This window comes from Fulvivirga ulvae (genome assembly GCF_021389975.1).
Taxonomy (GTDB): domain Bacteria; phylum Bacteroidota; class Bacteroidia; order Cytophagales; family Cyclobacteriaceae; genus Fulvivirga; species Fulvivirga ulvae.
Window position 1 is genome coordinate 3,314,662 of sequence record NZ_CP089981.1, and the last position, 25,840, is coordinate 3,340,501.

Genomic DNA, 25,840 nt, shown 5'->3' on the forward strand with positions numbered 1-25,840 from the left:
CTAGCCCTAACCATTCGGAGAAGACCGCTCCCCAGTAGCCATCCAGCTTTAGCCACACCTGCTCACCCTCTCGATCTTCAACCCATGCCCCCGAACATTCCAGCTTTACCAAACTTTAGTCACACCTGCTTTCTCTCCATTCATCGATCGTGCTTCTGAGCATCCAGCTTTACCAAATTCTCAGAAGTTTAGTAAAGCAGCCTTAGATTTTAAATATCAGAATTTTCCTGTGCGCTTTACTAAGCCTTTAAGGACTAGTAAAGCTTGCCGTTCCCAACCTTCAACCTTACCATCAGGCGATAAGCCATGCCCTATAGTCCACCACGCACTTCTCCTCAAATCTATCACAAAAGATAAAAAATACTTAAACAAGTGTCCATCAGTGGGCACTTTTATGTTCTATGAGTGGGCACTTGTGCGGTTTTGTGATATGATTTTCATTGTAAATGACTGTTTTTTAGCTTTTTTGTATATGGCATAATCGTTGGAAAGCTGATTCTTGAAAACAATGGAGCTATGATAAAAAATTACCTTAAGATCACCTTTAGAAATATTATGCGAAACAAGCTTTTCGCAGCTATAAATATTTTAGGACTTTCCGTAAGTCTGGCTTGTTGTCTGCTTTTATTCCTCTATACATCGGAGCAACTCAGCTATGATCAGCATCATGGCAAAAGATTGGTGAGGATAACTTCGCACATGTCTCAAAAAGGCGGACAAAAAATTGATATGGGCTCATCCTCCGTGCCTATCGCTCCTGTTATTGATGCGGAAATACCTGAAATAAAAAATTCGATCAGGGTATTGCTCCCGGCTATTTTCGGCAGTAAGGATCTTATTAAGTATGAAGGTGAGGCTTTTTATATTGAAGGAGGCGTGGTTACGGATTCTGATTTCTTTGATGTACTGAAGTATAAATTTGTCAAGGGCAATGCCTCACAATCATTTCCACATCATAATGCTATAGTGCTGGAACAGAAGACTGCTGAAAGGATATTTGGTAGTGAAGAGCCGGTAGGTAAGATGATCAAACTGAACAGCCTGACCGGGGTTCATGACTATGAAGTTACGGCAGTATTTGACGCTGAAGCTTATCCCACTCATTTGAAACCCACCTATGTGATCTCAATGGAAAATACAATATGGAAACCATTCATTAAGCGGTTTGATGTCAATTGGGTTGGTAATAACTTGGTTTATACTTACCTGGAGCTCGATACAAGGGCAGATGCTACCGCTGTTGAAGGAAAAATCCACGAAATATTTACGAAAAACGGTGGAGCCGAGATGAAAGAGCTTGGCTTTTCAAAGGAAATGCATCTCCAGCCTATTGAAGATGTACATACATCGACCGGTTTTGAGATGGACATTGTTCAGGGGAAAAGCCTTGTTTTTATACAGGTATTAATGACGATCGGGGTGTTAATCCTTGTTTTGGCGTGTGTCAATTACATCAATCTGGCAACGGCCCAGGCTGGAAACAGGGCGCTGGAAGTTGGTATCCGTAAGGTGATGGGAGTGACCTCCAAAGGACTTATTCTCCAGTTTTTAGGAGAGTCGTTTATCATCGTGTTCGTCTCATTATTGTTTAGCATCCTCTTTGCCGAAATGGCTCTGCCCGTATTTAACCAATTGGTAAACGATCCCATAGCCCTGACGTCAGCTAGTTTATGGACTATTGGCAAATACCTCCTTATGTTTTTAGTGGTTACAGGTTTGCTGGCAGGTCTTTACCCGGCCTTCTACCTGGCTTCGTTTAAACCTGCCCAGGTACTGAAAGGCAAAAATAAAGACAAAGGCACCGCAGCATTGCTCAGGAAAGGATTGGTTGTTTTTCAGTTTGTGATCTCCATAGCCCTCATCAGCTCCATAATAGTTATTTCAGAGCAGGTTGATTTTATTCAAAGTAAAGATCTGGGGTTTGATAGAAATACTAAAGTAGTAATTCCGCTCTCGACTGATGAGGCTGCCTCCAGTTACCAGGTTTTAAAACAAAAGTTTACTAAAAACGCTCAGGTCAGTAATGCTACAGGTGCAGAATCAGTGCCCGGTTCTCCAATACTCTCCGATATTTTGGTCTACAAAAAAGGACAGACTATGGACGATGCGGTAAGGGTCTATAGAAATCCTGTTGAGCACAATTACTTTCAGCTTTTTGATATTGAGCTACTTGCAGGTAAATATTTCGACGGCCCTGAAAGAGATACAGTTGTTTCCAAAGTCATACTTAACAAAACAGCAGCAGACAGGTTGGGTTATACCCCTGAAGAGGCCATTGGTGAAATGCTTTATTTCGACTTTCGTGATATGGAGTTTCAATATCGTATTGTTGGAGTAGTACACGATATCCATCAGGTGTCCCTTCATGATGAGATTTACCCTATGATATTTCAATTGTCTTATGGAAGCAGAACATCGAACATTGTGCTTGATGTTAATACTGACAACTATCAGCAATTGCTTTCAACTCTGGAGAGTGATTGGAAACAGGTCTTACCTGATACGCCCTTTGAATATTCTACCCTGGAAGACCATCTGGACAGACAATACGCTGCTGACAGCAATACTTTTGACCTGATCAAATACTTCGCAGTGATCTCCGTGATCATAAGTTGCCTCGGACTTTATGCTTTATCGATGTTTTTTGCAGAGCGAAGGTTTAAAGAAATCGGTGTGCGCAAGGCACTGGGAGCTGAGGTGAAGGACATCCTTTTTATGGTTTCCGGAGACCTTTCCAAGTTGATCATTATAGCTTTTGTACTCTCTGTGCCGATAAGTATTTACGGCATGAACTTGTGGCTGGAAACTTTTGCCTACCGGATAACACCCGGAGTTGGCACCTACCTGCTGGCCGGTTGCATATCAATCTTCATAGGCTGGGTCACGATTAGTTATCAATCTATTAGGGCGGCCAGAACTAACCCTGTTCACGTGCTAAAAGACGAATAGGAATAAAAAGTTGCTGTCGAATTAAAAAACTAAATCATGATAAAGAATTACCTGAAAATAGCCGTCCGAAACCTGTTAAGATTCAAAACCTATACAGCAATTAATCTTGCCGGCATGGTGATGGGCCTGAGTATTGGGATTTTGATCCTGATATTCGTTATGGATGAACTCTCTTTTGACAAGTTCCATAGCAAGAGGAATAACATCTATCGTGTGGTAACGCATATGGGAGAGAAAAGTATGGATCAGAACGGTTGGGCGATTGGACATAAGTTGAGAACCGAATTTCCTGAGGTGGAGGCAGTGGTTTACACCAGAAATGCCTACGCATTACAGGTAAATCACAATGGGAAAAAGTATGATGAAAATATGCATTTTGCCAGTGAGGAGTTTTTCAGGGTTTTTTCTTTCGAAATGATTCAGGGCAGTCCGGAACGTGCACTGGAGGCGCCATACTCAGTGGTAATTACGGAAAGTACACGCAACAGGTACTTTGATACTGAAAACGTGGTAGGCAAAGTACTTACGATAGGAGATAGTATCGACTTTGTTGTTACCGGCGTGGTCGCCGATGTGCCCTCCCAGTCACATATTCAGTTTGATATGTTGCTATCCTTTTCTACTTATGAGAAGCTCAATCCTAACTTTACTTATAGTGGTGGCTGGGGCAACATCAATGTGCATAACTATGTGCTGCTAAAGGAGGGTGCTAATTTTGCATCTCTTAGCGCCAAGGTGCGCAATATTTATATGGACAATGTGGGGGAGTGGCTGCAGAAAATGGGGATGATACTATATGTTGAACTCGAACCGTTAAACGATGTCTACCTAAAGTCTGAGGTTCCAAACGGTTTTGGCCCCCAAGGTTCCATTTCGCAGGTTTACCTGGTTGCTGCCATTGCCATATTTGTGATATTGCTGGCTTGCACCAACTTCGTAAATCTGACTACTGCACGTGCTGTTTACAGGGCCAAAGAAGTGGGATTGAGAAAGGTTGTGGGATCATCCCGGTCGTTAGTGTTCTGGCAGTTTCTGAGTGAGTCATTTATCCTTACGGTTGGTGCCTTTTTGCTGGCCATGTTGATTGCAGATATGGCTCTGCCACTTTTTAACAGTCTAATGTCAAAGTCATATGATTTCTCCGACTTTTTTAGTGCAGCTAATCTTTTGTGCATGCTGGTATTGGTGCTGACGGTTTCAATATTGTCAGGCTATTACCCTGCCTGGGTGATGTCTGGTTATAAGCCTGCCCAGGTATTGAAAGGCAAACTTCAAACAGGCAGGAAAGGAGTGAGGCTTAGGCGAATGCTTGTGGTTTTCCAATTCGTAATTTCAGCAGGGCTGGTATTAGGCACTTTGATCGTGCTGCGTCAATTAGATTATATGCAGGATCAGGATCTGGGATTCAACAAAGAACAAGTGCTGGTAGTAGATGGCACCCAGGCTTCATCTGCGAACACTTTTGAGTCATTTAAGCATTCCGTTAGCTCAAATGCTTTTGTAGAGCAGGTTACCTATGCCAACGCACTTCCGGGCAAGCCCGGTTGGGCAGGGCAGGTTGCTTTTCCGGAAGGGTTTCCGGAAGGAGAAAATGTGGTGACCGAATATATGTCCATCGATGAGGATTATATTTCAACCCTTAGGTTGGAACTGATTGCTGGCAGGAATTTCAGTAAAGACAGCAAGGCAGAGCTTGATGAAGGAGTGATCATTAATGAGACTGCTGTGAAGGAAATGCGATGGGAAACGCCCGATAAAGCCATAGGCAAACGCATCACTTCACCCTCGGGGTATCCTGAGGGAACAGTAATTGGTGTGGTGAAAGACTATCACGGACTTGGCCTTCAAACCAAAATATCTCCTAAGGTGATGGATTATAACCCTGATGCAAGCAGGTACTTTGCCATATATTTTAATACCGGAAACACTGCTGATATGGTGTCGGATATTAAAAATAGCTGGAGCAATCATTTTCCGGGCGACAATTTCGAATATTTCTTCCTTGACCAGGAGTTTGACAGACAGTATCGGGCTGAGCAAAGGCTTATGAAGGTTTTGGTCATTTTTGCTGTGCTCACCATTGTTATTGCCGGAATTGGCCTTTTGGGGCTGATCTCTTTTATGATTATTTCCAAAACCAAGGAAATAGGTGTGAGAAAAGTACTTGGTGCAGGTGTCTGGAATATTGCAGGTATGCTGTCAAAAGAATTTCTTGTATTGGTGATAGCCTCCAACTTTATAGCCATCCCCTTGATATGGTACGCCGGCAATTACTGGTTGGAAGGCTTTGCCTATCGGATGACACTCCAGCCTGATATTTTCATTATCACTTTCGTCATTACCCTGGGAATGACCTTTATCACGGTAAGCTATAAAACCATAAAGGCTGCTATGCTAGACCCGGTGCAGACATTGAGGAATGAGTAGAACCCAAAGAATTTAAAGAGATGTTACGAAACCATATTATCATTGCCTTAAGAAATATCTGGAGAGAAAAGACCTTCTCATTTTTAAATATAGCAGGTCTGTCAGTGGGAATTAGCTGTGCGCTGATATTGATCCTTTACATCAATAATGAGTTCAGCCACGACAAGCACCATGACAATGCGGAGAACCTTTACCGGCTAAATACTGTATTTCCCGGTTCTGACGGAGATGGCATGCCTACAGGTTCACCACCAATCGTATGGGCGATGAAGGAAGAGCTGCCCGAAATCGAAAATGCGGTGAGGGTAGTTAATCCGCCTCAGGTAGAAAAGAACCTGCTTCGTTTTAGGGATAGGATGTTTTATGAGACCAGGGGCTTTATAGTTGACTCTACTTTCTTTGATGTCTTTAGCTATGATTTTGTTGAAGGTTCACCGGAAACTGCCCTGGATAGGCCAAGTACGGTAGTAATAAAAGAGTCTATAGCCAAAAAGCTGTTTGCAGAAAGCTCGGCCATAGGGCAGTTGATAACCATTATCAATGGTGATGATCCTTATGAATATGAAGTTACAGGTGTAATAGCCGACAGGCAACCAAACTCACACATTGATGCCAACTTCTTCATGACAATGAACAGCCCCGGCTGGGGTGAATTTATTAATGGCATAACTACCTGGGCAGGTCAAAACTTTATATTTTCTTATATCAAAATAAAAGAAGGTACTGACCCCGCACAGTTGCAGTCTAAAATAAACGATGTGCTTCAAAAGCGTGGTGCGGAGCATTTCAAGGCTATGGGCAGGTCAAAAGAACTTAGAATGAGCGCCGTGCCTGATATCCACCTGCATTCCGGGTTTGATCTTGATCTGGGCACCAACGGCAGTATAGAGCAGGTTAGCATTATTTCATTGATCGGTTTTTTCATCCTGGTGATCGCCTGCGTCAATTTTGTGAACCTTGCTACTGCCAAAGCTGGGAAAAGGGCGCTTGAGATCGGCATTAGAAAAACCCTTGGCGCCCAACGCACATCCCTCATCATTCAGTTTTTTATGGAAGTGGTGCTTTTTATACTCCTGGCAACAGTCCTTGGTTTTTTGTTGATGGATATATTGCTTCCCTTCTTCAACTACCTCATGGGGCAGGAGCTGGTACTGTCTACAGTGCTTACTCCGGATATATTAGTTGCCATAGGTGCTGTACTTGGCCTTACCGCTATTGTTTCGGGAAGTTATCCAGCCCTGCTGCTTTCAGCTTACCAACCAGCCAAAGTACTAAAGCAAAAGGAAGCTGCAGGTAGCGGTGCACAGATGTTCAGAAAGGCCCTGGTAGTCTTTCAATTTGTGATCTCCATTGTGCTGATAGGGGCAGTGACCATTATGTTACAACAAATGAATTACATGAATAGCTATGAGAAAGGCTTTTCGTCAGGTTCAAAAATAATAGTACCACTGAACACCTCTACGGCCAAGGCCAATTATGAAAATATGCGTCGGCAACTGAGCAACATTGCAGGTGTAAACCAGGTGACCGCCGCCAGCTACCTGCCTGGAGATCAGGTTTTTAACGATATGAGAGTCTATGCCGAAGGGCAAAGCATCAGTGACGGTGTGCTTACCGGCATCAATCGTGTGGACTATGACTACCTGGAAACCCTTAAACTACAGGTGATTACGGGCCGAAGCTTTTCACGGGACATTACCGGAAATGAAAGCGATGTGATCCTTAACCGAAAGGCGGTGTCAGATTATGGCTATACTCCCGAGGAAATCATAGGCAGGGAAGTGTTTACCGATTCTTTTTCAGGAGAGCGTTTTAGCTTTAGGGTCATTGGTGTAATCGAAGATTTCAACCAGCGGTCTCTGCATTATGGCATTGAACCCCTGATGTTACAGCACCGGAAGGAAGAAAATTATGAATATATGATGGTCACCGTGTCGCCGGGAAGCTTCAAGGCAGTGGTTGATCGAATGGAAGATCTGTGGCATGAGTTGGTGCAGGATACCCCTTGGGAGTATACCGAGCTTGATCAGAGCCTGAGGTCAAAATATGAAGCAGATCAAAAGGCCATAGTACTTATATTCTCCGCAGCTATTATTGCTATCATTATTGCTTGCTTAGGGCTGTTTGGGCTTTCCTTGTTCACGGCACAGAAAAGACAAAAGGAGATCAGCATAAGAAAAGTCTTCGGGGCTTCAGTAAGGCAGTTAATGCGCATACAATACAAGAGCTTTTTTACTATGGTACTTATATCTCTTTTTATTGCCATTCCGGTCATTTACTATGGTATGGGGCAATGGTTGGCCGGTTTTGTCTACCGCGTGGAAATTGGTGCCGAAGCATTTATAATGTCCGGGGCTATTGCCTTTATCATTGCTATCCTTACGGTTAGTTATCAGTCAGTGAAGGTGGCACTGGCCAATCCGGTAGATGTACTCAGAAATGAATAACAGCAGTCAACTTAAATCAAAATAAATTTACAACAACATGCTTAAAAACTACTTTAAAATAGCCGTAAGGAATATTGTGAGAAACAAGGCCTATTCCTTCATCAACATAGCCGGGCTTACCCTGGGGATTACCTGCTGTAGCCTGCTGTTTCTTTTTGTGATGGACGAAATGGCCTATGATTCCATGCACATCAAGCGGGACAGGATATACCGTGTGGTGGAGATAGGTGATGAAGGAGGAGAAGCCAGGTATTTTGGGCAAACCAGCCCACCGACAGGCCCAACACTGGCCACTGATTATGAGGAAATAGGGCAGTTTGCCAGGTTATTCAAATTTGGGGGGCACATCAACTTTTCTATTGGTGATACCAAGTTTGCAGAGCGGGCATATTTCTTTGCAGATTCTACCTTTTTTGATGTCTTTGATTTTCAACTGGTAAAAGGAGACAGAAATACAGCACTCTCAAAGGCTAATTCCATGGTGATCGATGAAGACTGGGCTCGCCGGCTGTTTGGAAATGAAGATCCTCTTGGAAAAGAGATTGTCTTGGATCAGGAAGATGCCTATGTCATTACAGGAGTAATGAAAAATGCGCCGCAGAATTCTCATTTACAGGTTAAAATATTAACGTCCCTGCCTTATTCTCATGATTTCTTCAGGGAATACCAGTCAGACTGGAATAGGTATGGTGCCTATACCTATGTAGTATTTGACGAAAAGGCTTCTCCTGAGAAGTTCGCTGCAAACATACCTGGATTTGTAAAGAAGTACTTCGAGCCTGAGGCTAACCGCAATTTCTACTTACAGTCACTCAATGATATACACTTCGGTTCCCAGGCCATTGAATATAGCAGCGAAGCTACAAAAGGCCAAAAAGCCTATATCTATATCTTTATAGGTATTGGGATATTTATGTTGCTGATTGCCTGCATCAATTACATGAACCTGGCTACAGCAAAATCACTCCACAGAGGAAAGGAAATCGGTATGAGGAAAGTATCGGGTGCGCAGCGGTATCAGCTCATCATCCAGTTCCTTAGTGAGTCCACCTTCATTGCCCTAATAGCACTGGCGTTATCTATCGGTCTTGTTGACCTTTTACTCCCATATTTCAATGTACTTACCGATAAAAGCTTTGTGTTCGATACAGAGACATTTGGTAACATTTTGGCGTTGCTGTTCTTCATCACTCTGGTTATCGGTTTACTTTCAGGTATTTATCCTGCCCTTGTGATGTCGAGGTTGAGACCGGCCAATATATTGAAAGGCAGCATGAGCACGGGTAAGGGAAGTGTAGCCTTAAGGAAAATTCTCGTAGTCACGCAATTCACATTATCCATTATCATGATCATCGCCACCATAGTAGCATCCAACCAGATGGACTACATCCAAAACCGTTCACTTGGTTTCAACAAAGAGCAATTATTGGTTGTGGATATCAATAGCGGAGATGTAAGAAAACGCTTTGACGCAATGAAAAACGAATTTGCAAAATCTCCTTATATCACCAAGGTGGCTGTATCTTCCCGAGTACCCGGAGAATGGAAAAACCTGAGGGAAGTATATCTTAAATCCCCCGATAACAGTGAAGATTCCCTGTTCTCCAATTATATAGGCTTCGATGAGCATATGCTGGATGTTTATGAAATGACGCTGACCTTGGGAAGCAATTTTACGGGCAATGTAAAAGAAGATTCCCTTCATGTACTGGTTAACGAAACTGCCGTGGAGGCCCTTGGGTTGAAGGACCCGCTGGGAAAGTATATTAAAATTGATAACGGTCAGTATAAGGTTATAGGTGTAGTACAGGATTTTAATTTTGAGTCGTTGCACAATGAAATTGCCCCGCTTGTACTGGGATACAGAGCTAACGCATTTCAGCAGATCGATTATTTTTCTCTAAAATTTGATCCCGGGCATGTTGAAAAGGCTATAGCTCATGCCTCAGAGGTACATAATAGCTTCGATGAGGGTACCCCTATAGAGTACCACTTCCTGGACGAGCAGTGGGAGCAATTTTATAAAAATGACAAGCGTGCCGGTAATATATTCACCATAGGTGCAGGCATCACCATATTCATAGCTTGCCTGGGATTATTTGGACTCGCTTCATTTATCATCCAAAAGCGAACGAAAGAAATAGGAGTGAGAAAGGTACTTGGGGCATCAGTTGGAGACCTGTTTTTGCTGCTTGCAAAAACATTTGTTCTTCAGGTGTTGCTGGCTTTCATTATTGCCATTCCGGTATCATGGTATCTGATGGACGACTGGCTCAATAACTTTGCTTTCAGGTTCGAAATGGGAGCAAAGGAATTTTTGACAGCAGGTTTGGTGGCTGTTATAATCGCGATATTGTCAGTGAGCTACAGGGTAGTCAAGGCAGCGCTGCTTAATCCGGTTAATACGCTGAGGACAGAATAAATAGCAATCGGCAGAAGCAGTTGGCAGGCTTTATTTTCAATTCTTTTGCTTCACTGTTTTCAGCTTTAAATATAAAAGCAGAAGCTTGAAATATAAATTTTGAAAAAAGGCTGCATCAAATTCAGAATAGGTTATCAACCTTATGATCCTGCTGGTTTGATACAGCCTTTTTTTTACGGTCTCTTTTCGTTTTGAAGCTCTTTACGCTTCCTCATCTGTTTTTTCAATTTATCTACTGTTTCCATGATGCTTTCCCTGAAACTATCGGATTGATATTCCGCATATAGCGTAGGTCCCGGCAGAAACAGCTTCATCTCAGCCACTTTGGTTTCATCTTGGTCATTTTTAACATTTTTAAGGTATACATCTATACCTGTTATTTGAGTTTCAAACTTTCTCAAATGCTTTATGCGGTCATTTACAAAATCTAAAAGTTCCTGATTCGCATCAAATCCCACGGTTTGGATATCTGTCTTCATGTCAAAAAAAATTTATCTTGTGGTTATTTAGCGCCCTCCTATCAGTCTTAAGAGAAGCAATATTACTGCTGCTACCAGCAGAAAGTGGATGAACCAACCCAGGTCGAAGGCAAAGAACCCGAATAGCCATCCAACTACTAAGACTATAATAATTACAATTAAACAGCTTCTCATAATATTAGCTTTTAGTTGATATTGCCAGATTCATGCCATAGGGCTTATTGAAGATATAGCAGGCTACGGCTGTAGGTTTGTTGTGGAAATAAAGTCCCTGAGTAATAAATATTTCTACAATTAGCATTAATTTTCAGTCATGTTTTGCTTTGTAAATAATGACCTTATCAAGCGGGAGGATGCCAAAATCGGTATATCTGACCTCAGTATTATCAGGGGCTACGGTATCTTTGATTTCTTCAGGCTTAAAGACAATGTCCCACTTTTTATGGACGACCACCTTGAGAGGTTCTTTCTTTCTGCTAAAAAAGTATTTGATGAAGTACCCTTTGATAAACATGATCTGGAGGTCAAAATCAGGCAGCTTATAGAGACGAACAAAATGCCGGTTTCGGGTATCAGGATTGTACTGACCGGGGGCTATACCCCTGATGGTTATAGTATAGGATCGCCCAACCTTATCATCACGCAGGAGCATATAAAATTTCCACCTGACGAAAGCTACAGGACAGGAATTAAGCTGATTACCTATTCTTATTTAAGGGAGCTGCCTGAGGTGAAAACCATAAATTATATGACTGGTATCTGGCTGAAAAAGGAAATCGCCAAAGCGGGGGCCTTTGATGTGCTGTACCACCACAACGGGCTTGTTTGCGAGCTTACCAGGAGTAATTTCTTCATCGTAAATCAGCAAAATGAGATCATAACACCTGACCGGAGCATATTAAAAGGGGTAACCCGAAGGAAGGTGCTGGATCTGGCACGGCAGAAATTCAAAGTGCATGAGGCTCCTGTATCTGTAGATGACCTGCGTACAGCCAAAGAAGCTTTTCTGACAGGTACTACAAAGAAAGTTTTACCCGTTACCCTCATAGACGACTTTACTATCGGTGATGGGAAAGTGGGGGCCGTCACCAAAGAACTTATGCAGCAATTCAGCCTGTTTGAAGAGCAGTTTATAAAGCAGGGCTGATTGCTTTGGATTTCATAGTATCAATTTTTTTGAACTAAATACTAAAGAGACTTTATGAGTAATCTAAAACTCGTGTCCTGGAATATCAACGGCATCAGGGCCATTTTGAAGAAAGACTTTATTGAAAATATTAAAAAGATGAACCCGGATATATTCTGCCTGCAGGAAACAAAAGCGCAGGTCGAAGATGTGAAAACGGCTGCTCAGCTTCTGCCGGAGTACCATGCCTACATTAATTCTTCCAAGGCAAGAAAGGGCTATTCCGGAACGGCCATATTCTCCAAAAAGAAGCCGCTAAGTGTAGTATATGACCTTGGTCATGATGACCACGACCAGGAAGGTAGGGTGATTACGGCGGAGTATCAGGATTTCTTCCTGGTGAACGTTTACACCCCCAACTCCGGGCAGGGTCTCAACAGACTGGATTACAGGCAAACGTGGGACGAGGTTTTTCTGGAGTACCTCAAAGCTCTGGAAGAAAAGAAACCAGTTATTCTGTGTGGCGACCTTAACGTTGCACATCAGGAGATAGACATCGCCAGGGCCAAACAGAATTATAACAAATCAGCCGGCTACACCCAGCAAGAGATCGATGGATTTAGCAGCTATATCAGCAACGGTTTTGTGGATACTTTCCGTCATTTCTACCCGGAAGAAATTAAATATTCATACTGGAATTATATGTTCAATGCACGAGCGAGGAATGTGGGGTGGAGGATTGATTATTTTCTGGTCGGGAGTGGTTTGCTTGATCAGGTAAAGAGTGCGGCGATTCACAATGAGTATGAAGGCTCAGACCATTGCCCGGTGGAATTGGTAATAGAATCAACATATTAAAAGCATTGGTTAAGAAGAGTTTTGATTACAAGATTATTGTTTTATGTTTTTAATCTTTTCAAGATAATATTTTGACTTTTAAAATAATTTTGAAATTATATTTTGAGTTTAAACACGATTTTTCAACATTGCGACCGATTTGAATTAATAACCTAAACCAAATAATTATGAAAAGATTAAATTCTCTTCTGGTACTGGCAGTGTTGGCCAGCGGCGTGTTTTTCTCATGTGAAAATGAAAGTGTAGCTCCTGGTGATGATGTACCTGAAGAAGTGCTTGCTAAGCTGACTCAGTTAGGCTTTAGCATTGATGGGGTTTCGCATTTTGAAGATGGTTTTCTTGTAGAAAACGATATCTATCTTACTGCAGCCGACCTTGAAAGAATGAGTCCCGGAGCAAGCATTCCTGCCGTAGAGCAGTACAGCACTGATAATCTTGTAAATGGGCCAAGAATGATCAATGTTTACATGCCTACAGGTAGTAAAGGATTTAGCTCTGGTGAGCAGGCTGGTCTGGATGAAGCTATGAGAAGATACAATGCCGAAAACCTGACTATCTCTTTCCAGAGAGTTTCTTCAAGCAGCAATGCTGACATCGTGTTCAAAAGATTGAGCAAAAGAGATGAGCGCAGAGGTGTTCTCGGTTCTGCCGGTTTCCCAACAGCATCAGGAGATCCTTACGGAACTATCAACATGAGTGGTATCCTTGAGTCTCAGTACGGACTTAGCGTAGATGGTATCGCTACTATTATGGCTCACGAAATGGGGCATTGCATCGGTTTTCGGCATACTGACTTCTTTGACAGAAGCATAAGCTGCGGAGGTTCTGCTGCTAACGAAGGTGACGGTGGTGTAGGTGCAAACCACATCCCTGGTACTCCAACCGGTGCGGACCTTTCAGGGAAGGGATCATGGATGTTGGCTTGTACTGACGGTTCAAGCAGGCCTTTCACAAACGCTGACAAAACTGCTTTGGATTACCTATATTAATCGATAGTAACAATATTAACTGCCTAAAATGGTTCAACTGAACTGTTTTAGGCAGTTTTTTATGCGTAGTATCGACCCTGGAGTATTAAAAACATATTATACCTCATTTAGATATAGATAATGAATTGTTCATCGAAACGAACTCTCTCTTGATGACGCGGCTGTAGGTCGGAGGGCGTTCTACGTGAACTGATGAAGCGTCTTCTAATTGGTTTCAAATACAGCAAATAATTAGATTTCTGCCTTAGAATCACGCTGAGTCTTCTCCAACAGACTGCCGGGAAATGGTTTATCAGACATGAAGGGCCAATTGGAGTTTTCCAATGACTTTTTTAGTTGTAAATTTAAGCGCATAGAATAAAGGAACGATTATTCCAAAATAGATGTATTAAGATCAATGCCGAAGAACGTTACATTCGATAGGGATGAAATTATCCGCAAAGTGACTGACCTTTTCTGGAAAAAGGGCTATCACGGTACATCTATGCAGGATTTGGTAGATGCGACTGGTTTGAACCGATCGAGCCTTTACAATTCCTTTGGCGATAAATTTTCGCTGTTTCTTGAATCCCTGAAATTTTACCAGGATCGTGAGCAAACACTCGCTTTTGCCAACCTCTTTAAAGAAAATTCAGCTATTGCCTCTATCCGTTCTTTTTTTACGGCTTTGGTAGATGGTATTGAAAACGACCAGGACCGGAAGGGCTGCTACCTGATCAACTGTACAGCTGAGCTTTCTGCTACAGAGAAAAAAGTGCAGGAATTTCTTTTGAACAATCAACAGGTTCTGCTCTGTACTTTTGCAGACCTGATCAGGGCCGGACAAGAAAAAGGAGAGATATCTGCACATAAAAATGCCCATCAACTCGCGCTCTATTTGTTTACAAGTCTGCAAGGATTACGCCTGACCGGCATGCTAACCACCTCCAAAGAAGATCTCAATAGTGTTGTGGATCAGGTGATTACTTCATTAAACTAATTTTTTTTAATTTTATTTGAAACGATCATATCAATATGTCGTATACTGGAATAATCGTTTCAAATAAAAATCTATATCATGACAAAATTAAAAGGAAAAGTAGCCATCATTACCGGGGCTAATAGCGGTATCGGACTCGCAACGGCCAAATTATTTGCTAAAGAGGGAGCAAAAGTGGTGATCACGGGCCGGAGAGAAGATGCCCTGCAACTGGCAGCGTCAGAGATTGAAGGAGAAGTGCTGCCCATACATGCTGATGCGGGCAAACTTGATGACATCAAAAAGGTGATCAGCACCACATTAGCAAAGTTCGGAAACATTGATATTTTATTTCCAAATGCAGGTATAGCGCCATTTCAACCTATAGAGCATACTTCGGAAGAACTATTTGATGAGGTTATTGGCATCAACCTGAAGGGCCCGTTCTTTTTGGTAAAAGAGGCTTTGCCTTACCTTAATCAGGATGGTGTGGTTATTTTCAATACCACCATTGCACAAACCAAAGGTTTTGCACACACAGGAGCATATGTTGCCTCCAAAGCCGGTTTGAGGTCTTTGGTACGTATACTCACTACTGAGCTAAAAGAGAAGGGCATTCGTTCTGTGGCGGTGAGTCCCGGCCCAATAGAGACTCCTATTTACAGTAAACTGGGCAAATCTGAGGCAGAAGTGGAAGAAATGGGTACAGCCTTTGCCTCACTTGTGCCTTTGGGTAGGTTCGGTTCTGCCGACGAGGTGGCAAAAACAGTTCTTTTTCTGGCCTCATCCGAAGCCTCTTTTGTCAATGGTACCGAGCTGGTTGTGGATGGCGGTCTAAGTATGGTTTAACACAAAGGTCTCAAGCGTATTTCTGTATTTCTACTACCCGGTTGGCTGTTATCACCTTCCGGGTATTTTTTTCAAAAATTTATAGGAAACAATAGACATAACTTACATCCGTTCAATTCACTTTCCGGTGATGATTTAATACTAAAAACCCACCTGTTTGCGGGATTTTTTTAACGATTAGATTTTGTACTTTGACTATTGGTCAAAAACAACAAAATCATGTACAAAACAACAAAAAACAAACCCGGCATCGGGTTAAGGCGGCATGCCATTACCTGCGCCTTTCTGATCTTTACCTCCTTTGCATTTGCCTCCAATCCGGGCTTCAACTTTATCAACAACAAGCAACAAACCACTATCAGGTTTAAGCTCATCGAAAATCTTGTGGTAATACCGGTAATGGTCAATGATAACTTAAAAGTAAACCTTGTTCTTGATACAGGAGGGCGGTCACTTATTCTTTTTGGTGAGGGATACAATAAATTGCTCACGGTGTTGCCAGATAAGGAGGTTAAGCTCAACGGGTATGGGCATCGGGAATACAGGCCGGGCAAATTATCGCCGGACAATAAAATATGTGTTTCAGACATACAGGGGCTGGGCATTGGTATTGTAGTTACTAACGATAAGCACTTTTTTCCCTATGTAGATGGTATGTCTATCAATGGCATTATCGGCTATCAGATATTTAGTCGCTTTATTGTTAAAATTGATTACCCTAACAGGGTTATAACTTTAACGGAACCTTTTGTCAGGCCCCAGGTCAATGAAGGATTTTACTCCACCGATCTTATTATAAAAGATACCAAGCCGTACATTAAAGTCAGGCTGGGAGTCGGCGAAGTAGAACGCGATGCTTTCCTTCACGTAGATACAGGTTCATCCCGCCAGATGATACTATTTTTAAAGGAAGGAGACCAGCAGCTGGAAGACTCTAAAGGTTATAGATGTCAAGTGGGCCGTGGACTAAACGGAACCATCCGGGGCTATAAAGGCAAGGGCCTGAGGCTGATAATGCCAGACAAAAATTTTGACGATGTGGAGTCTTTCCTTTTAAGGCGGGAGTTCTCTAATCGTGAGTTGCAGGATGCATCCGGTACCATTGGCTCCGGTTTCCTGCAGGATTTTGTTATAGTGCTGGATTATGTCAATCAGAAATTTTACTATAAGCGGATAGTGACTTAAAGCAGGGTGAGAAGGGGGCATTTTATCAGCCGCCTTCTGCCTTTATCCATATATTTCATTGAGCACTCCTGCCAGGCGTACGCCGGCCTGCGCTAATCTTAACTTTACGGTTGGCCAGTTATGGTATCGGTATTCGTAATTAAGGTTTTTGTGTTCCGGAATGTCATAAACCTGCTTTCTAAGAGCTATTGATTCATTTGCCCAGTCCCGGACACTGGAAGATTGCCATGTTTTAACCTGCTCATTGCTTACATTATCTACAATGCTGGCCAATTCGGTATAGCTGTACATTTTCGAATCTATCATGTCGCTGTCCCATACTCGATGAAGGTTGGAGCTGTTCCAGAACCATTCCAGTTTCACTTTATTGCCTCCCATATCTTCACCATAACCTACGTGTAAAGGTTGGTGAATATCACCGATAAGGTGTACCAGCATCTTGAGTTTTTCGGCTTCTTCTTTTTTTTGCAGGTTGCCTTGTTTTAATTCAGAGATCAGCCTTTCAATGGTTGCGATCACATCGCCTTCCGGATTTTTTTCGCTCTCCTCATAGGTTTGTCCATCAGGAATGGTTACCCAGTGCCAGGCGTGTGTGTGGTCATATGAATTATCAGACTTGATATCGTCCATCCAGTTGCTCACTACGGCCAGAGATTCTCCGCCCAGTATTTCATTAATTTTTTTCTTGGCTCTTTTACTGAGATGGTTTTCTGCAATTTGTCCAACAGTGCGGTGCCCTATCATGCCCCATCCGAAAACGTTGAGAGACAAGAAGGTACATAAAATTATTGCGATTTTTCTTATCATGTTTTAGAAGTTAGGGTGCAAAGGAAAGTAAAATACTTCACCCTGAACACATGAAGAACGCATTTATTCCAAATAATAAAGATTATTTAACCTGGTTTGGCTGTTTTTCCAGGTCAAACAGGTCGTTGAGTATGTCAATAAGTGTTTCAGCCTCTCCTCTTTTGCATGCAGCTTTTAATTGTAGCACGGGTAACTTCATCACTTTTTGCATCATGCTTTTGGTTACTTTGTCTACAATTTTTGCCTCTCTGGCGTCGGCATTCTTTAAATAGCGGGCAAGCTCCTCTTTTCTGATTTCCTCGAGAGCATTTTTCAACTTTTTGATTGTGGGGGAAACAATCATTTCCTTCGACCAATCGTTGAATTCCAGTATAGCTTCAGCTATTATTTTCTCAACTTCCGGTATGGCCGCAGTACGTTTCTCCAATGCCTCGGAAGCCTTGCTTTGAATGTTATCTATGTTATAGACCAGTGCACCGGGTATGTCTTCAATAGACACCTCTATACTTCTTGGCACTGACAGGTCAATAAAAAATTTGAATGACAGGATCTCAAGCTTTTCAGCTACCTCTTTGGTGATGAAAGGACTTTCTGTAGCGATCGACGATACGACTACGTCAGCATTCTGAATAGCATCAAGGGCAGTACTAAAAGGAACAGTTTTGAAACCACATTCACCTGCAAGGGCTATAGCTTTTTCTTCTGTACGGTTGGTAATGGTAACATGGCTGATCTTAGAGTCAACCAGGTTACGACATACATCCCTGCCAATTTCGCCTAAGCCTAATATCAATACCCGTGGGTCTTTAATTTCGGAAGTGATGTCTTCTATTAATTCTTTGGTGGCATAAGAAACACTGGCCGCCCCGTCACGGAACGAAGTTTCCTGCACTACTCTTTTATTCGTAAAAAATATAGTGTGCATTAACCTGTGTAGAAATGGCCCTGCCATGTCTTCATCTGCAGTCCATTGATAGGCCTTCTTTACCTGGTTTGATATCTGCAGGTCTCCTACAACCTGAGCTTCAAGCCCCATGGAAACTTTAAACAGTCGCTCTACTGCAACGTTATGCTTCTTATAAGAAATAAAGTATTCTGATATAGGTGTGTCTATACCTTTGATCAGGCTAATGCCCTGTAAGATCTCTTTGGTAAGCTCTTTCTTACAGCTATAGTAAATTTCGGTGCGGTTGCATGTTGATAACACCAGGACATCCGTTGCCTGTGTAAACTCATTCATGAACTTCATTAATCGCTTGGCATGTGCCTCATCCAGTGCCAACTTCTCCCTGATCTCAAGTGGGGTATTCTTAAATGATAAACCGAGTACCTTAAATGTTTCCTGCATCACTATAATTTACGCCTGCAAATTTAATTAGTATAGAATTACTTTGAAAATTAGTCTTGCTATTTATATTGTTTTCAAATAGTAACCACAAATATATTATGACTTTTGAGTCGAAAATATGACCATGATCAGTTTTATAACTTATTTTCCTCACCCCTACGCAAATAATTTGCATTGGGTTGGCTTTTAGTCAAATAAAAGAATATCATTATAACCTGCTCAACTGTTATAATAATGATAAAGTTTCAACTGTGGTTACGTAGTGTATTCGGTATATCAAAATCTGAATCCACAGGACTACTTATTTTATTGCCTTTGGCTTTTTTCCTTGTGTTTGCACCTTCAGCCATAAAGAGGTTGCTTGGTGACAGGGTGGATCTTAGTGAGGAAGAGCATCGGCTAAACGAGCTGATTGAGCAAATGGAGGTTGATACAGCTATACCTGATAAGGAGGAGTTCAGATATAAAATGTTTGACCCTAATTATGTTTCCACCCAGGAGCTGGAGCAGATGGGAGTGAGCAAAGCAGCAGCAAATAACTGGGAAAGGTACCTGGCCAGTGGTGGCAGGTTTAATAAGGTCGGTGACATTAAAAAAGTTTATGGTTTAAGCACCAGGACGTTTGACAGAATCAGGGACTATGTCAACATTAGGCAGCCAGCAGACAGGGAATTGCCACCGGTATACAAGAAAAAACCCAAAGAGGAAAGTGGGTTGCCGGTAGTTGCCCATACACGGGATAATAAAGAAAAAAATCATCCTTTTGACCTGAACGAGGCAGATACCATCACCCTTAAACAATTAAAAGGCATTGGGTCTGTTTATTCAGGAAGAATAGTCAGATACAGGGAAAGTCTGGGAGGTTTTGTGAGCAAAGATCAATTGAAAGAAGTTTGGGGGTTGAACGATGCCATACTTAAGCAACTGGACACACTGGCTTATATTAATGACCCATTGACGGGTATTCGCCTCCTACCTGTAAATGATGTTACGGAGCAACAACTGGCTTCGCATCCCTACCTATCGAACAAACAGGCTGCAGCTATTGTTGCTTACAGGTATCAGCACGGTAAGTTTCGCACGGTCAATGACTTATACAATATCCATAGGCTGGACTCGTTAGTAATTGCTAAAATTTCTCCTTACCTGGAATTTTAAAAACTCATCACTTCGCTGTTTAGGCAGAATGTGTGTTGGGTTTATTTCATAAATTTGCGATTCTAAAAATCGATAGAAATTGTTATATTTTTCATTCTATAACAGCTAACAAATGCACGAACTGCTAAAATCATATCTTAAGCGGCTTACCAATCTTTCCGGTAACAACAGATCTCTGCTTCTGTTGCGTTTGCCTGCGGAGCAGTTTATTGATGTGCATGACTTCAATTTCATTACCAAAGGGGGCTCTTTTAGTATTATCGAATCCATGATTGCTGGTAAGACAGTAACCCTTGGCCCGCAAATGGACAGCCGCGATGAGGATGCCAACCGAATGAGCAGAAAACTGAAGAAACTTTCCCGACTGGATCAATTCATTTATGAAGAAAGGGGCTCTAAAGACTTATATATTGGCTGGCCATTTGTGAGAGGAAAACTTTCTGATGGTACGCTTATCCGCTGTCCGGTGTTGTTTTTTCCTGTGGAAGTGGCTGCAGTTGATAAACAATGGAAGCTCAAGCAGCGCCGCGATGCAGGGGTTACGCTGAACAAATCGTTCTTACTTGCTTACGCACATTATAACAAAGTACCTGTTTCCGATGATCTGTTGGATCGTAACCTGGAAGATTTTGACACGGATAGTACCATTTTCAGAACATCTTTATACCAACTGTTTAAGGATAGTCTTATTGAAGTAAACTTCAACCAGGAGAATTTCAGGGATGAGCTTACCGGGTTTACGGAATTTAAGAAACCTGACTTTGAGAAGAACGAAAAAGATGGTGAGCTGAAGATGTACCCTGAAGCTGTGTTGGGTATATTTCCGCAAGCAGGGTCATACCTGGTGCCTGACTATATGCATCTGATCGAAAACAATCATGTAAAAGATATTGAAGAGTTTTTTCAGGCACGGTCTGTTTATGAAGAATCAAAAGGGCAGGGGCCGGACTACTACTTTTTAAAGAGTGTGGATGAAGAAAAGACCTTTACACCTTTTAAAATGGATGCTTACCAGGAGAATGCACTCAAGGCCATTAAAAAAGGAAACTCTATAGTAGTGCAAGGGCCTCCGGGTACCGGTAAATCCCAGCTGATATGCAACCTCGTGGCGGATCATGTAGCGATAGGAAAAAAAGTGTTGGTGGTTTGCCAGAAGCGTGCTGCACTTGATGTGGTTTACGACAGGATGGATGAAAAGGGAATGATAGATTTTCTGGGCCTGGTCCATGACTTCAGAAATGACAGGAAAGAGATCTATCATAAAATAGCTCGCCAGATTGAGCGTCTTGACGAGTATAAAATGAAGAACAATGGCCTGGATGCCATTCAACTGGAACGAAAATTCCTGCAGGTGAGCAGGAGGATCGACCAGATCACCGAAGAGATGGAGGAGTTTAAATTCGCTCTATTCGATGAAAGTGAATGTGGTGTGGCTGTAAAAGAGCTTTACCTTACCTCTTATATTGATGAGCCTACCGTAAACCTGAAGCAGGAGTATACCCATTTTAAGTTTGATGAGCTCGCGTCTTTCATCACCCGTCTGAGAAACTACGCTGGTTATGCCCAGCTTTTTAACAGGTCAGGCTATGAGTGGCTCGACAGAAAATCTTTTGAAAATTTTACCGTAGCCGATTTACAGCGATTCAATCAAATACTGGATGAAATACCAATGTATCAGGAAGAAATAGCTGATCAACTGGAGCAAATCACCGGCTCGAGGCTCACACTTGATGACTGTGAAACCATATTGAATAAGAGGGAATATGTGGTGGAGATGTTGGGAATATTGAAGAATAAGAAAACATATGAGTATTTCCAGCATATGATGTCTTTCTCCGATAGTGAAACCAGCAACCTTTGGCTATCCAATACAGAGCGGGTGCTGATGGAATGCTATAAGGGAACCGGCCCTGAGACAAGTCTGCCTTCTGATCAGTTAGGCAAGTTTCAGGAAGTGCTTCAACGAAATATGGTGGCACGCAAAAGTCTCCTTAGGCTTGTTCAATGGAGGCTGTTTTCTAAAGACAAGTTTTATATCAAGCGTGTATTGGTGGAAAATAACCTTAAGAGAAGTCGGGAAGGGTTTAACACCATGGTGGAAAAAATTGACAACCGGTTGAACCTGGAACATAATCTCACCAAAATCAGGAAGAGAGAATGGCTGACCGATGTACCAAAAAGCTATGAGAAAGTACATTTGCAAAACTGGTTCCACCTGCAAAAACTGTCTGTGAAGGCAAAGCTTATATTTAGCTCTCTTCGCAATTTTAAAGAGTACTTCAACGTGCAGAAGCTGACCTATGAAGAACTGAAACATAAGCTTGAGGAGCTTTACACGGTAATAAAGGAGATACCACTGAAAAAGGCAGAATGGCTGATATACCTTACAAACAGCCAGATAACCAATATAACACAGAATACTGAGCTCGCGGAAAAACTTAAGGCTATACTGAGAAAGGACTTTGACGCTTTATGCGAATATGATAAGATAAGGACAAAGTTAACAGGGCAGGAAATACAGGTTATCGATAAAGTGATCGAAGCGGCTGAAGACTATAGCCCGGACTCCATTGAAAAGCTGTTTCAGAATAGTTTGCGAATATCCTGGATCGAACATATAGAAACAAAATATCCTGTTTTGAGGTCCGTTTCTTCACTCAAATTCCAACAGCTGGAGGCCGAGCTGCAGAACCTTGTAAGGGAAAAACTGATGGTGAGTAATGATATGCTGCTACTCAGGGCTCGGGAGAGGACTTATGAAAATGTAGAATATAACAGGCTCAATAATATGGTCACTTACCGTGATCTTTACCACCAGGCTACCAAGAAACGAAGGGTATGGCCATTAAGAAAGATTATTGCAAATTATTATGAAGAACTGTTTCAGCTGATACCCTGCTGGATGGCATCACCCGAGTCGGTTTCTGCAATTTTTCCTATGACGGAAATATTTGATCTGGTAATTTTCGATGAGGCATCGCAGTGTTTTGTTGAGCGCGGTATCCCGGCAATGTATCGTGGCAGGCAGGTGATGGTAGCAGGAGATAACAAGCAGCTAAGGCCCAATGACCTTTATCAGGCGCGCTACGAAGAAGAAACAGATGATGATCCGGCACTGGAAGTGGACTCATTGCTGGAGCTGGCCGGCCACCATCTGATGAACGTGCAACTAAAAGGGCACTACCGCAGTAAATCCCTCGATCTGATAGATTTTTCAAACCGTCATTTTTACGATGGCAATCTGAAGTTACTTCCTGATCATCAGGTTGTCAATAAGAATGAACCGGCCATAAAGTATATTAAGGTCGACGGAGTATGGGATAACAACATCAATCATGAAGAAGCGGTAAAGGTGGTTGATATACTCGTGGATGTTTTAAAAACCGATGCATCCAGGCAGGTAGGTGTGGTGACTTTCAATGCACGTCAGCAGCAACATATTATAGATATTCTGGATCAAAAGTGTATGGATGAGCAGATTGTAATTCCTGCGACCTGGTTCGTAAAGAATATTGAAAATGTACAGGGTGATGAGAAAGATATTATTATCTTTTCAACTGCTTATGCGCCTGACAGCAGTGGCCGTATGATGATGCAGTTTGGTAACCTTAATGCTGTAAGTGGAGAAAACAGATTGAATGTAGCTGTTACCAGGGCACGTGAAAAAATTATTATAGTAAGTAGCATCATGCCTGGCCAGTTGAAAGTAGAAGGCGCTAAGAATGAAGGCCCTAAACTATTGAAGGCATACCTTGAATATGCATGGGATGTCTCCGAAGGTAATTTTAAGGCCGTTCCTTATCCGGAGAAGAACCATCACACGGAATGGTATCTGAAGAAAAAGCTTGAAGAGTGGAGTAAATCGGTTCCCAAAGGCTTTCAGTTGGTAGAGGAGTTGCCCTTTGGAGATCTTACGGTGAAAAATGGCAACCATTACCTCGGCTTGCTTATCACTGATGATGATCTTTATTACCAAAGTATTTCGGTCAAAGATCTGCATGTTTATACGCCCTTTACCCTGAGCAAGAAAAACTGGAATTTCAAAGGTCTTTATAGTCGTGAATATTGGCATAACCGTGAGCAGGTTGAGGAGGCAATACTAAAATTCGTAGCGCATCATAATGTTGAAATTTAAGTTGATCGGTTTTGCGGTAGTGCTGAAATCGCTGTTGGTCAATACATTTAATCCTGCACCAGATGAGTTTCAAGGCAATAGGGGTGAATATAGTAAGGGAGCCTTGTGTGTTATTGAAAATTTCCCGGAGAGCTCCGGGTTAGAAACCTATCAGGACAGTTTACTGATTACCCATAACGACAGTGGAGGCCAAAGCGCACTTTTTGTGTTGAACCTTAACGGAAACATTATAGACACCCTTTATGTGGCAGTCGGAAATCGGGACTGGGAAGATATAACACAGGATGATAAAGGGAACTATTATATTGGTGATTTCGGAAATAATTCAAACAGACGAAGGAACCTGGTGATTTATAAATACAATATTGTCGATAAACAGGCTTCAGAAATACACTTTAGTTACAGCGATCAGGAGCAATTCCCGCCCGAAAAGCAGCAGATGAATTATGATGTAGAAGCCATGTGCTGGCATGCCGGTAAATTGCATTTATTTACAAAGAACAGAGGTAAGAAGCTGGTGAATCACTACATTTTACCAGACCAGCCGGGAGAATATCGTGTGAGCCCTGAAGAAAGCTTATACCTGCCTAATCTTATAACAGGAGCAGACATCAACAGGTCGGGTAACCTTCTGGCCCTCGCGAGTTATGGACGCATCTATTTATTTAAAATATCTGAGGATAATACGTTCTTCAAAGGTAGATACAAAGCATTAAGGTTTGTACGTGGTGCTCAAATGGAAGGACTGGTTTTTGTCTCAGACACTGATTTTGTGACTTCAAATGAGACGGGCAAGCTTTTCTATTTCTCTAAGAAGGATTATAATTTATAATCTTCCACCACATTTTTTACAATAAGCTGCATCACTGTCGTGGCCTTCGGCTCCGCAATGTTGGCATGCTTGTGTTGTGATCGGGTGGAGGTCTTTTACTTTATTCATTTCTGCTGAAACAATACCTGTTGGGACCGCTATGATACCATATCCCAGTATCATGATCAGGGTTGCGAGTGCCTGACCGAGTACAGTTTGCGGAGCAATATCACCATAGCCCACGGTGGTCAGGGTTACTACTGCCCAGTATATACTTTTGGGGATACTGGTAAAACCATTTTCACCACCTTCTATGAGGTACATAGAAGTACCCAGCACTACTGTCATGGCAAAGACAGCTCCAATAAATACAATGATCTTTGGCCGACTGGCTTTTAGAGCTGAAGCCAGTTGCGATGCTTCTCCCAGGAAGCGGGCTAATTTGAACACCCTGAACACCCTTAGAAGCCTGATACTTCTAATGACCAGAAGCGATTGTGCCCCCACAAAAATAAGGCTTAGAAATGTAGGTAGAATGGACAAAAGATCAACTATACCAAAAAAGCTAACGGCATATTTTCCCGGTTTAGTAATTACCACTAATCTGGCTATATACTCAATGGTGAAAAGTGCTGTAAAAAACCACTCTATAATATAAAGGATATCCCCATACTCTGCTTTGATACTGGAAACACTTTCCAGCATTACGGCTATCACACTCAGCAGGATGGCTACGAGCAATATGACATCAAAAGCTTTGCCTTCGGACGTGTCGGCTTCAAAAATTACTTCATGAAGATATTCTTTCCAGCCTTGCTTTGATGTATTTTTGGACTGTTCCATGGAGTGCTAAAATGCTTTTTTAGGGTGTTAAAGTCAATGTAATCAGGAG

Annotated in this window: 18 protein-coding genes; 13 read left to right on the top strand and 5 right to left on the bottom strand. The window is 42.2% G+C overall.

Annotated elements, in window-relative coordinates; translation table 11 throughout:
- The first annotated feature begins 516 nt into the window (after nucleotides 1–516).
- From LVD17_RS14035 to LVD17_RS14050, 4 genes are read left to right on the top strand one after another with little or no spacing between them, the layout of a single operon-like run.
- Entirely contained in the window at nucleotides 517–2,949 is a 2,433-nt protein-coding gene (locus tag LVD17_RS14035; protein WP_233767708.1) for an ABC transporter permease, read from the top strand.
- Between the two features lie 36 nt (nucleotides 2,950–2,985).
- Nucleotides 2,986–5,376, top strand: a complete 2,391-nt coding sequence (locus LVD17_RS14040; RefSeq protein WP_233767709.1) for an ABC transporter permease — start codon at nucleotides 2,986–2,988, stop codon at nucleotides 5,374–5,376.
- 20 nt (nucleotides 5,377–5,396) lie between these two features.
- Nucleotides 5,397–7,823 carry an ABC transporter permease gene (locus tag LVD17_RS14045; RefSeq protein ID WP_233767711.1) on the top strand — a complete coding sequence of 809 codons (2,427 nt, stop codon included), beginning with the start codon at nucleotides 5,397–5,399 and terminating at the stop codon, nucleotides 7,821–7,823.
- Between the two features lie 37 nt (nucleotides 7,824–7,860).
- On the top strand, nucleotides 7,861–10,245 hold the full coding sequence (locus tag LVD17_RS14050) for an ABC transporter permease (RefSeq protein WP_233767712.1): 2,385 nt from the start codon (nucleotides 7,861–7,863) through the stop codon (nucleotides 10,243–10,245).
- A 173-nt stretch (nucleotides 10,246–10,418) separates the two neighbouring features.
- Here LVD17_RS14050 and hpf read toward each other — a convergent pair whose 3' ends face one another.
- The gene (gene hpf / locus LVD17_RS14055) at nucleotides 10,419–10,724 is read right to left on the bottom strand and encodes a ribosome hibernation-promoting factor, HPF/YfiA family (protein WP_155173791.1); all 306 of its coding nucleotides are present in this window, start codon (nucleotides 10,722–10,724) and stop codon (nucleotides 10,419–10,421) included.
- A gap of 27 nt (nucleotides 10,725–10,751) precedes the next feature.
- Complete coding sequence (locus LVD17_RS14060; protein ID WP_155173790.1) at nucleotides 10,752–10,898, bottom strand: lmo0937 family membrane protein; 147 nt, start codon at nucleotides 10,896–10,898, stop codon at nucleotides 10,752–10,754.
- 139 nt (nucleotides 10,899–11,037) lie between these two features.
- Here LVD17_RS14060 and LVD17_RS14065 point away from each other — a divergent pair, with 139 nt between their 5' ends.
- From LVD17_RS14065 to LVD17_RS14090, 6 genes are all read left to right on the top strand, one after another.
- Nucleotides 11,038–11,871, top strand: a complete 834-nt coding sequence (locus tag LVD17_RS14065) for an aminotransferase class IV (RefSeq protein WP_233767713.1) — start codon at nucleotides 11,038–11,040, stop codon at nucleotides 11,869–11,871.
- A gap of 54 nt (nucleotides 11,872–11,925) precedes the next feature.
- Nucleotides 11,926–12,708, top strand: a complete 783-nt coding sequence (locus LVD17_RS14070; RefSeq protein ID WP_233767714.1) for an exodeoxyribonuclease III — start codon at nucleotides 11,926–11,928, stop codon at nucleotides 12,706–12,708.
- A gap of 167 nt (nucleotides 12,709–12,875) precedes the next feature.
- On the top strand, nucleotides 12,876–13,697 hold the full coding sequence (locus tag LVD17_RS14075) for a M57 family metalloprotease (protein WP_233767716.1): 822 nt from the start codon (nucleotides 12,876–12,878) through the stop codon (nucleotides 13,695–13,697).
- A 397-nt stretch (nucleotides 13,698–14,094) separates the two neighbouring features.
- Complete coding sequence (locus tag LVD17_RS14080; RefSeq protein WP_233767717.1) at nucleotides 14,095–14,676, top strand: TetR/AcrR family transcriptional regulator; 582 nt, start codon at nucleotides 14,095–14,097, stop codon at nucleotides 14,674–14,676.
- Between the two features lie 78 nt (nucleotides 14,677–14,754).
- Entirely contained in the window at nucleotides 14,755–15,504 is a 750-nt protein-coding gene (locus LVD17_RS14085) for an SDR family oxidoreductase (RefSeq protein WP_233767719.1), read from the top strand.
- Between the two features lie 219 nt (nucleotides 15,505–15,723).
- The gene (locus tag LVD17_RS14090; protein WP_233767720.1) at nucleotides 15,724–16,689 is read left to right on the top strand and encodes a hypothetical protein; all 966 of its coding nucleotides are present in this window, start codon (nucleotides 15,724–15,726) and stop codon (nucleotides 16,687–16,689) included.
- A 42-nt stretch (nucleotides 16,690–16,731) separates the two neighbouring features.
- Here the strand turns inward: LVD17_RS14090 and LVD17_RS14095 are convergent, their stop codons facing one another.
- Together LVD17_RS14095 and hemA are read right to left on the bottom strand one after the other, a co-directional pair.
- Nucleotides 16,732–17,496: a S1/P1 nuclease gene (locus LVD17_RS14095; protein WP_233767721.1), complete on the bottom strand. Its 765-nt coding sequence runs from the start codon at nucleotides 17,494–17,496 to the stop codon at nucleotides 16,732–16,734.
- Nucleotides 17,497–17,578: 82 nt separating this feature from the next.
- Complete coding sequence (gene hemA, locus LVD17_RS14100) at nucleotides 17,579–18,844, bottom strand: glutamyl-tRNA reductase (RefSeq protein ID WP_233767723.1); 1,266 nt, start codon at nucleotides 18,842–18,844, stop codon at nucleotides 17,579–17,581.
- Nucleotides 18,845–19,078: 234 nt separating this feature from the next.
- Between hemA and LVD17_RS14105 the strand changes: the two genes are divergently transcribed.
- From LVD17_RS14105 to LVD17_RS14115, 3 genes are all read left to right on the top strand, one after another.
- Complete coding sequence (locus tag LVD17_RS14105) at nucleotides 19,079–20,002, top strand: ComEA family DNA-binding protein (RefSeq protein ID WP_233767725.1); 924 nt, start codon at nucleotides 19,079–19,081, stop codon at nucleotides 20,000–20,002.
- Between the two features lie 112 nt (nucleotides 20,003–20,114).
- Complete coding sequence (locus LVD17_RS14110) at nucleotides 20,115–24,137, top strand: DEAD/DEAH box helicase (protein WP_233767727.1); 4,023 nt, start codon at nucleotides 20,115–20,117, stop codon at nucleotides 24,135–24,137.
- The gene (locus tag LVD17_RS14115) at nucleotides 24,124–24,969 is read left to right on the top strand and encodes a hypothetical protein (protein WP_233767729.1); all 846 of its coding nucleotides are present in this window, start codon (nucleotides 24,124–24,126) and stop codon (nucleotides 24,967–24,969) included. The genes LVD17_RS14110 and LVD17_RS14115 overlap by 14 nt, the downstream gene beginning before the upstream one ends.
- On the opposite strand, the gene LVD17_RS14120 is transcribed toward LVD17_RS14115, so the two are convergent.
- On the bottom strand, nucleotides 24,964–25,791 hold the full coding sequence (locus LVD17_RS14120; RefSeq protein ID WP_233767730.1) for an ion transporter: 828 nt from the start codon (nucleotides 25,789–25,791) through the stop codon (nucleotides 24,964–24,966). The two genes, LVD17_RS14115 and LVD17_RS14120, sit on opposite strands and share 6 nt — an antisense overlap.
- Nucleotides 25,792–25,840 lie beyond the last annotated feature (49 nt).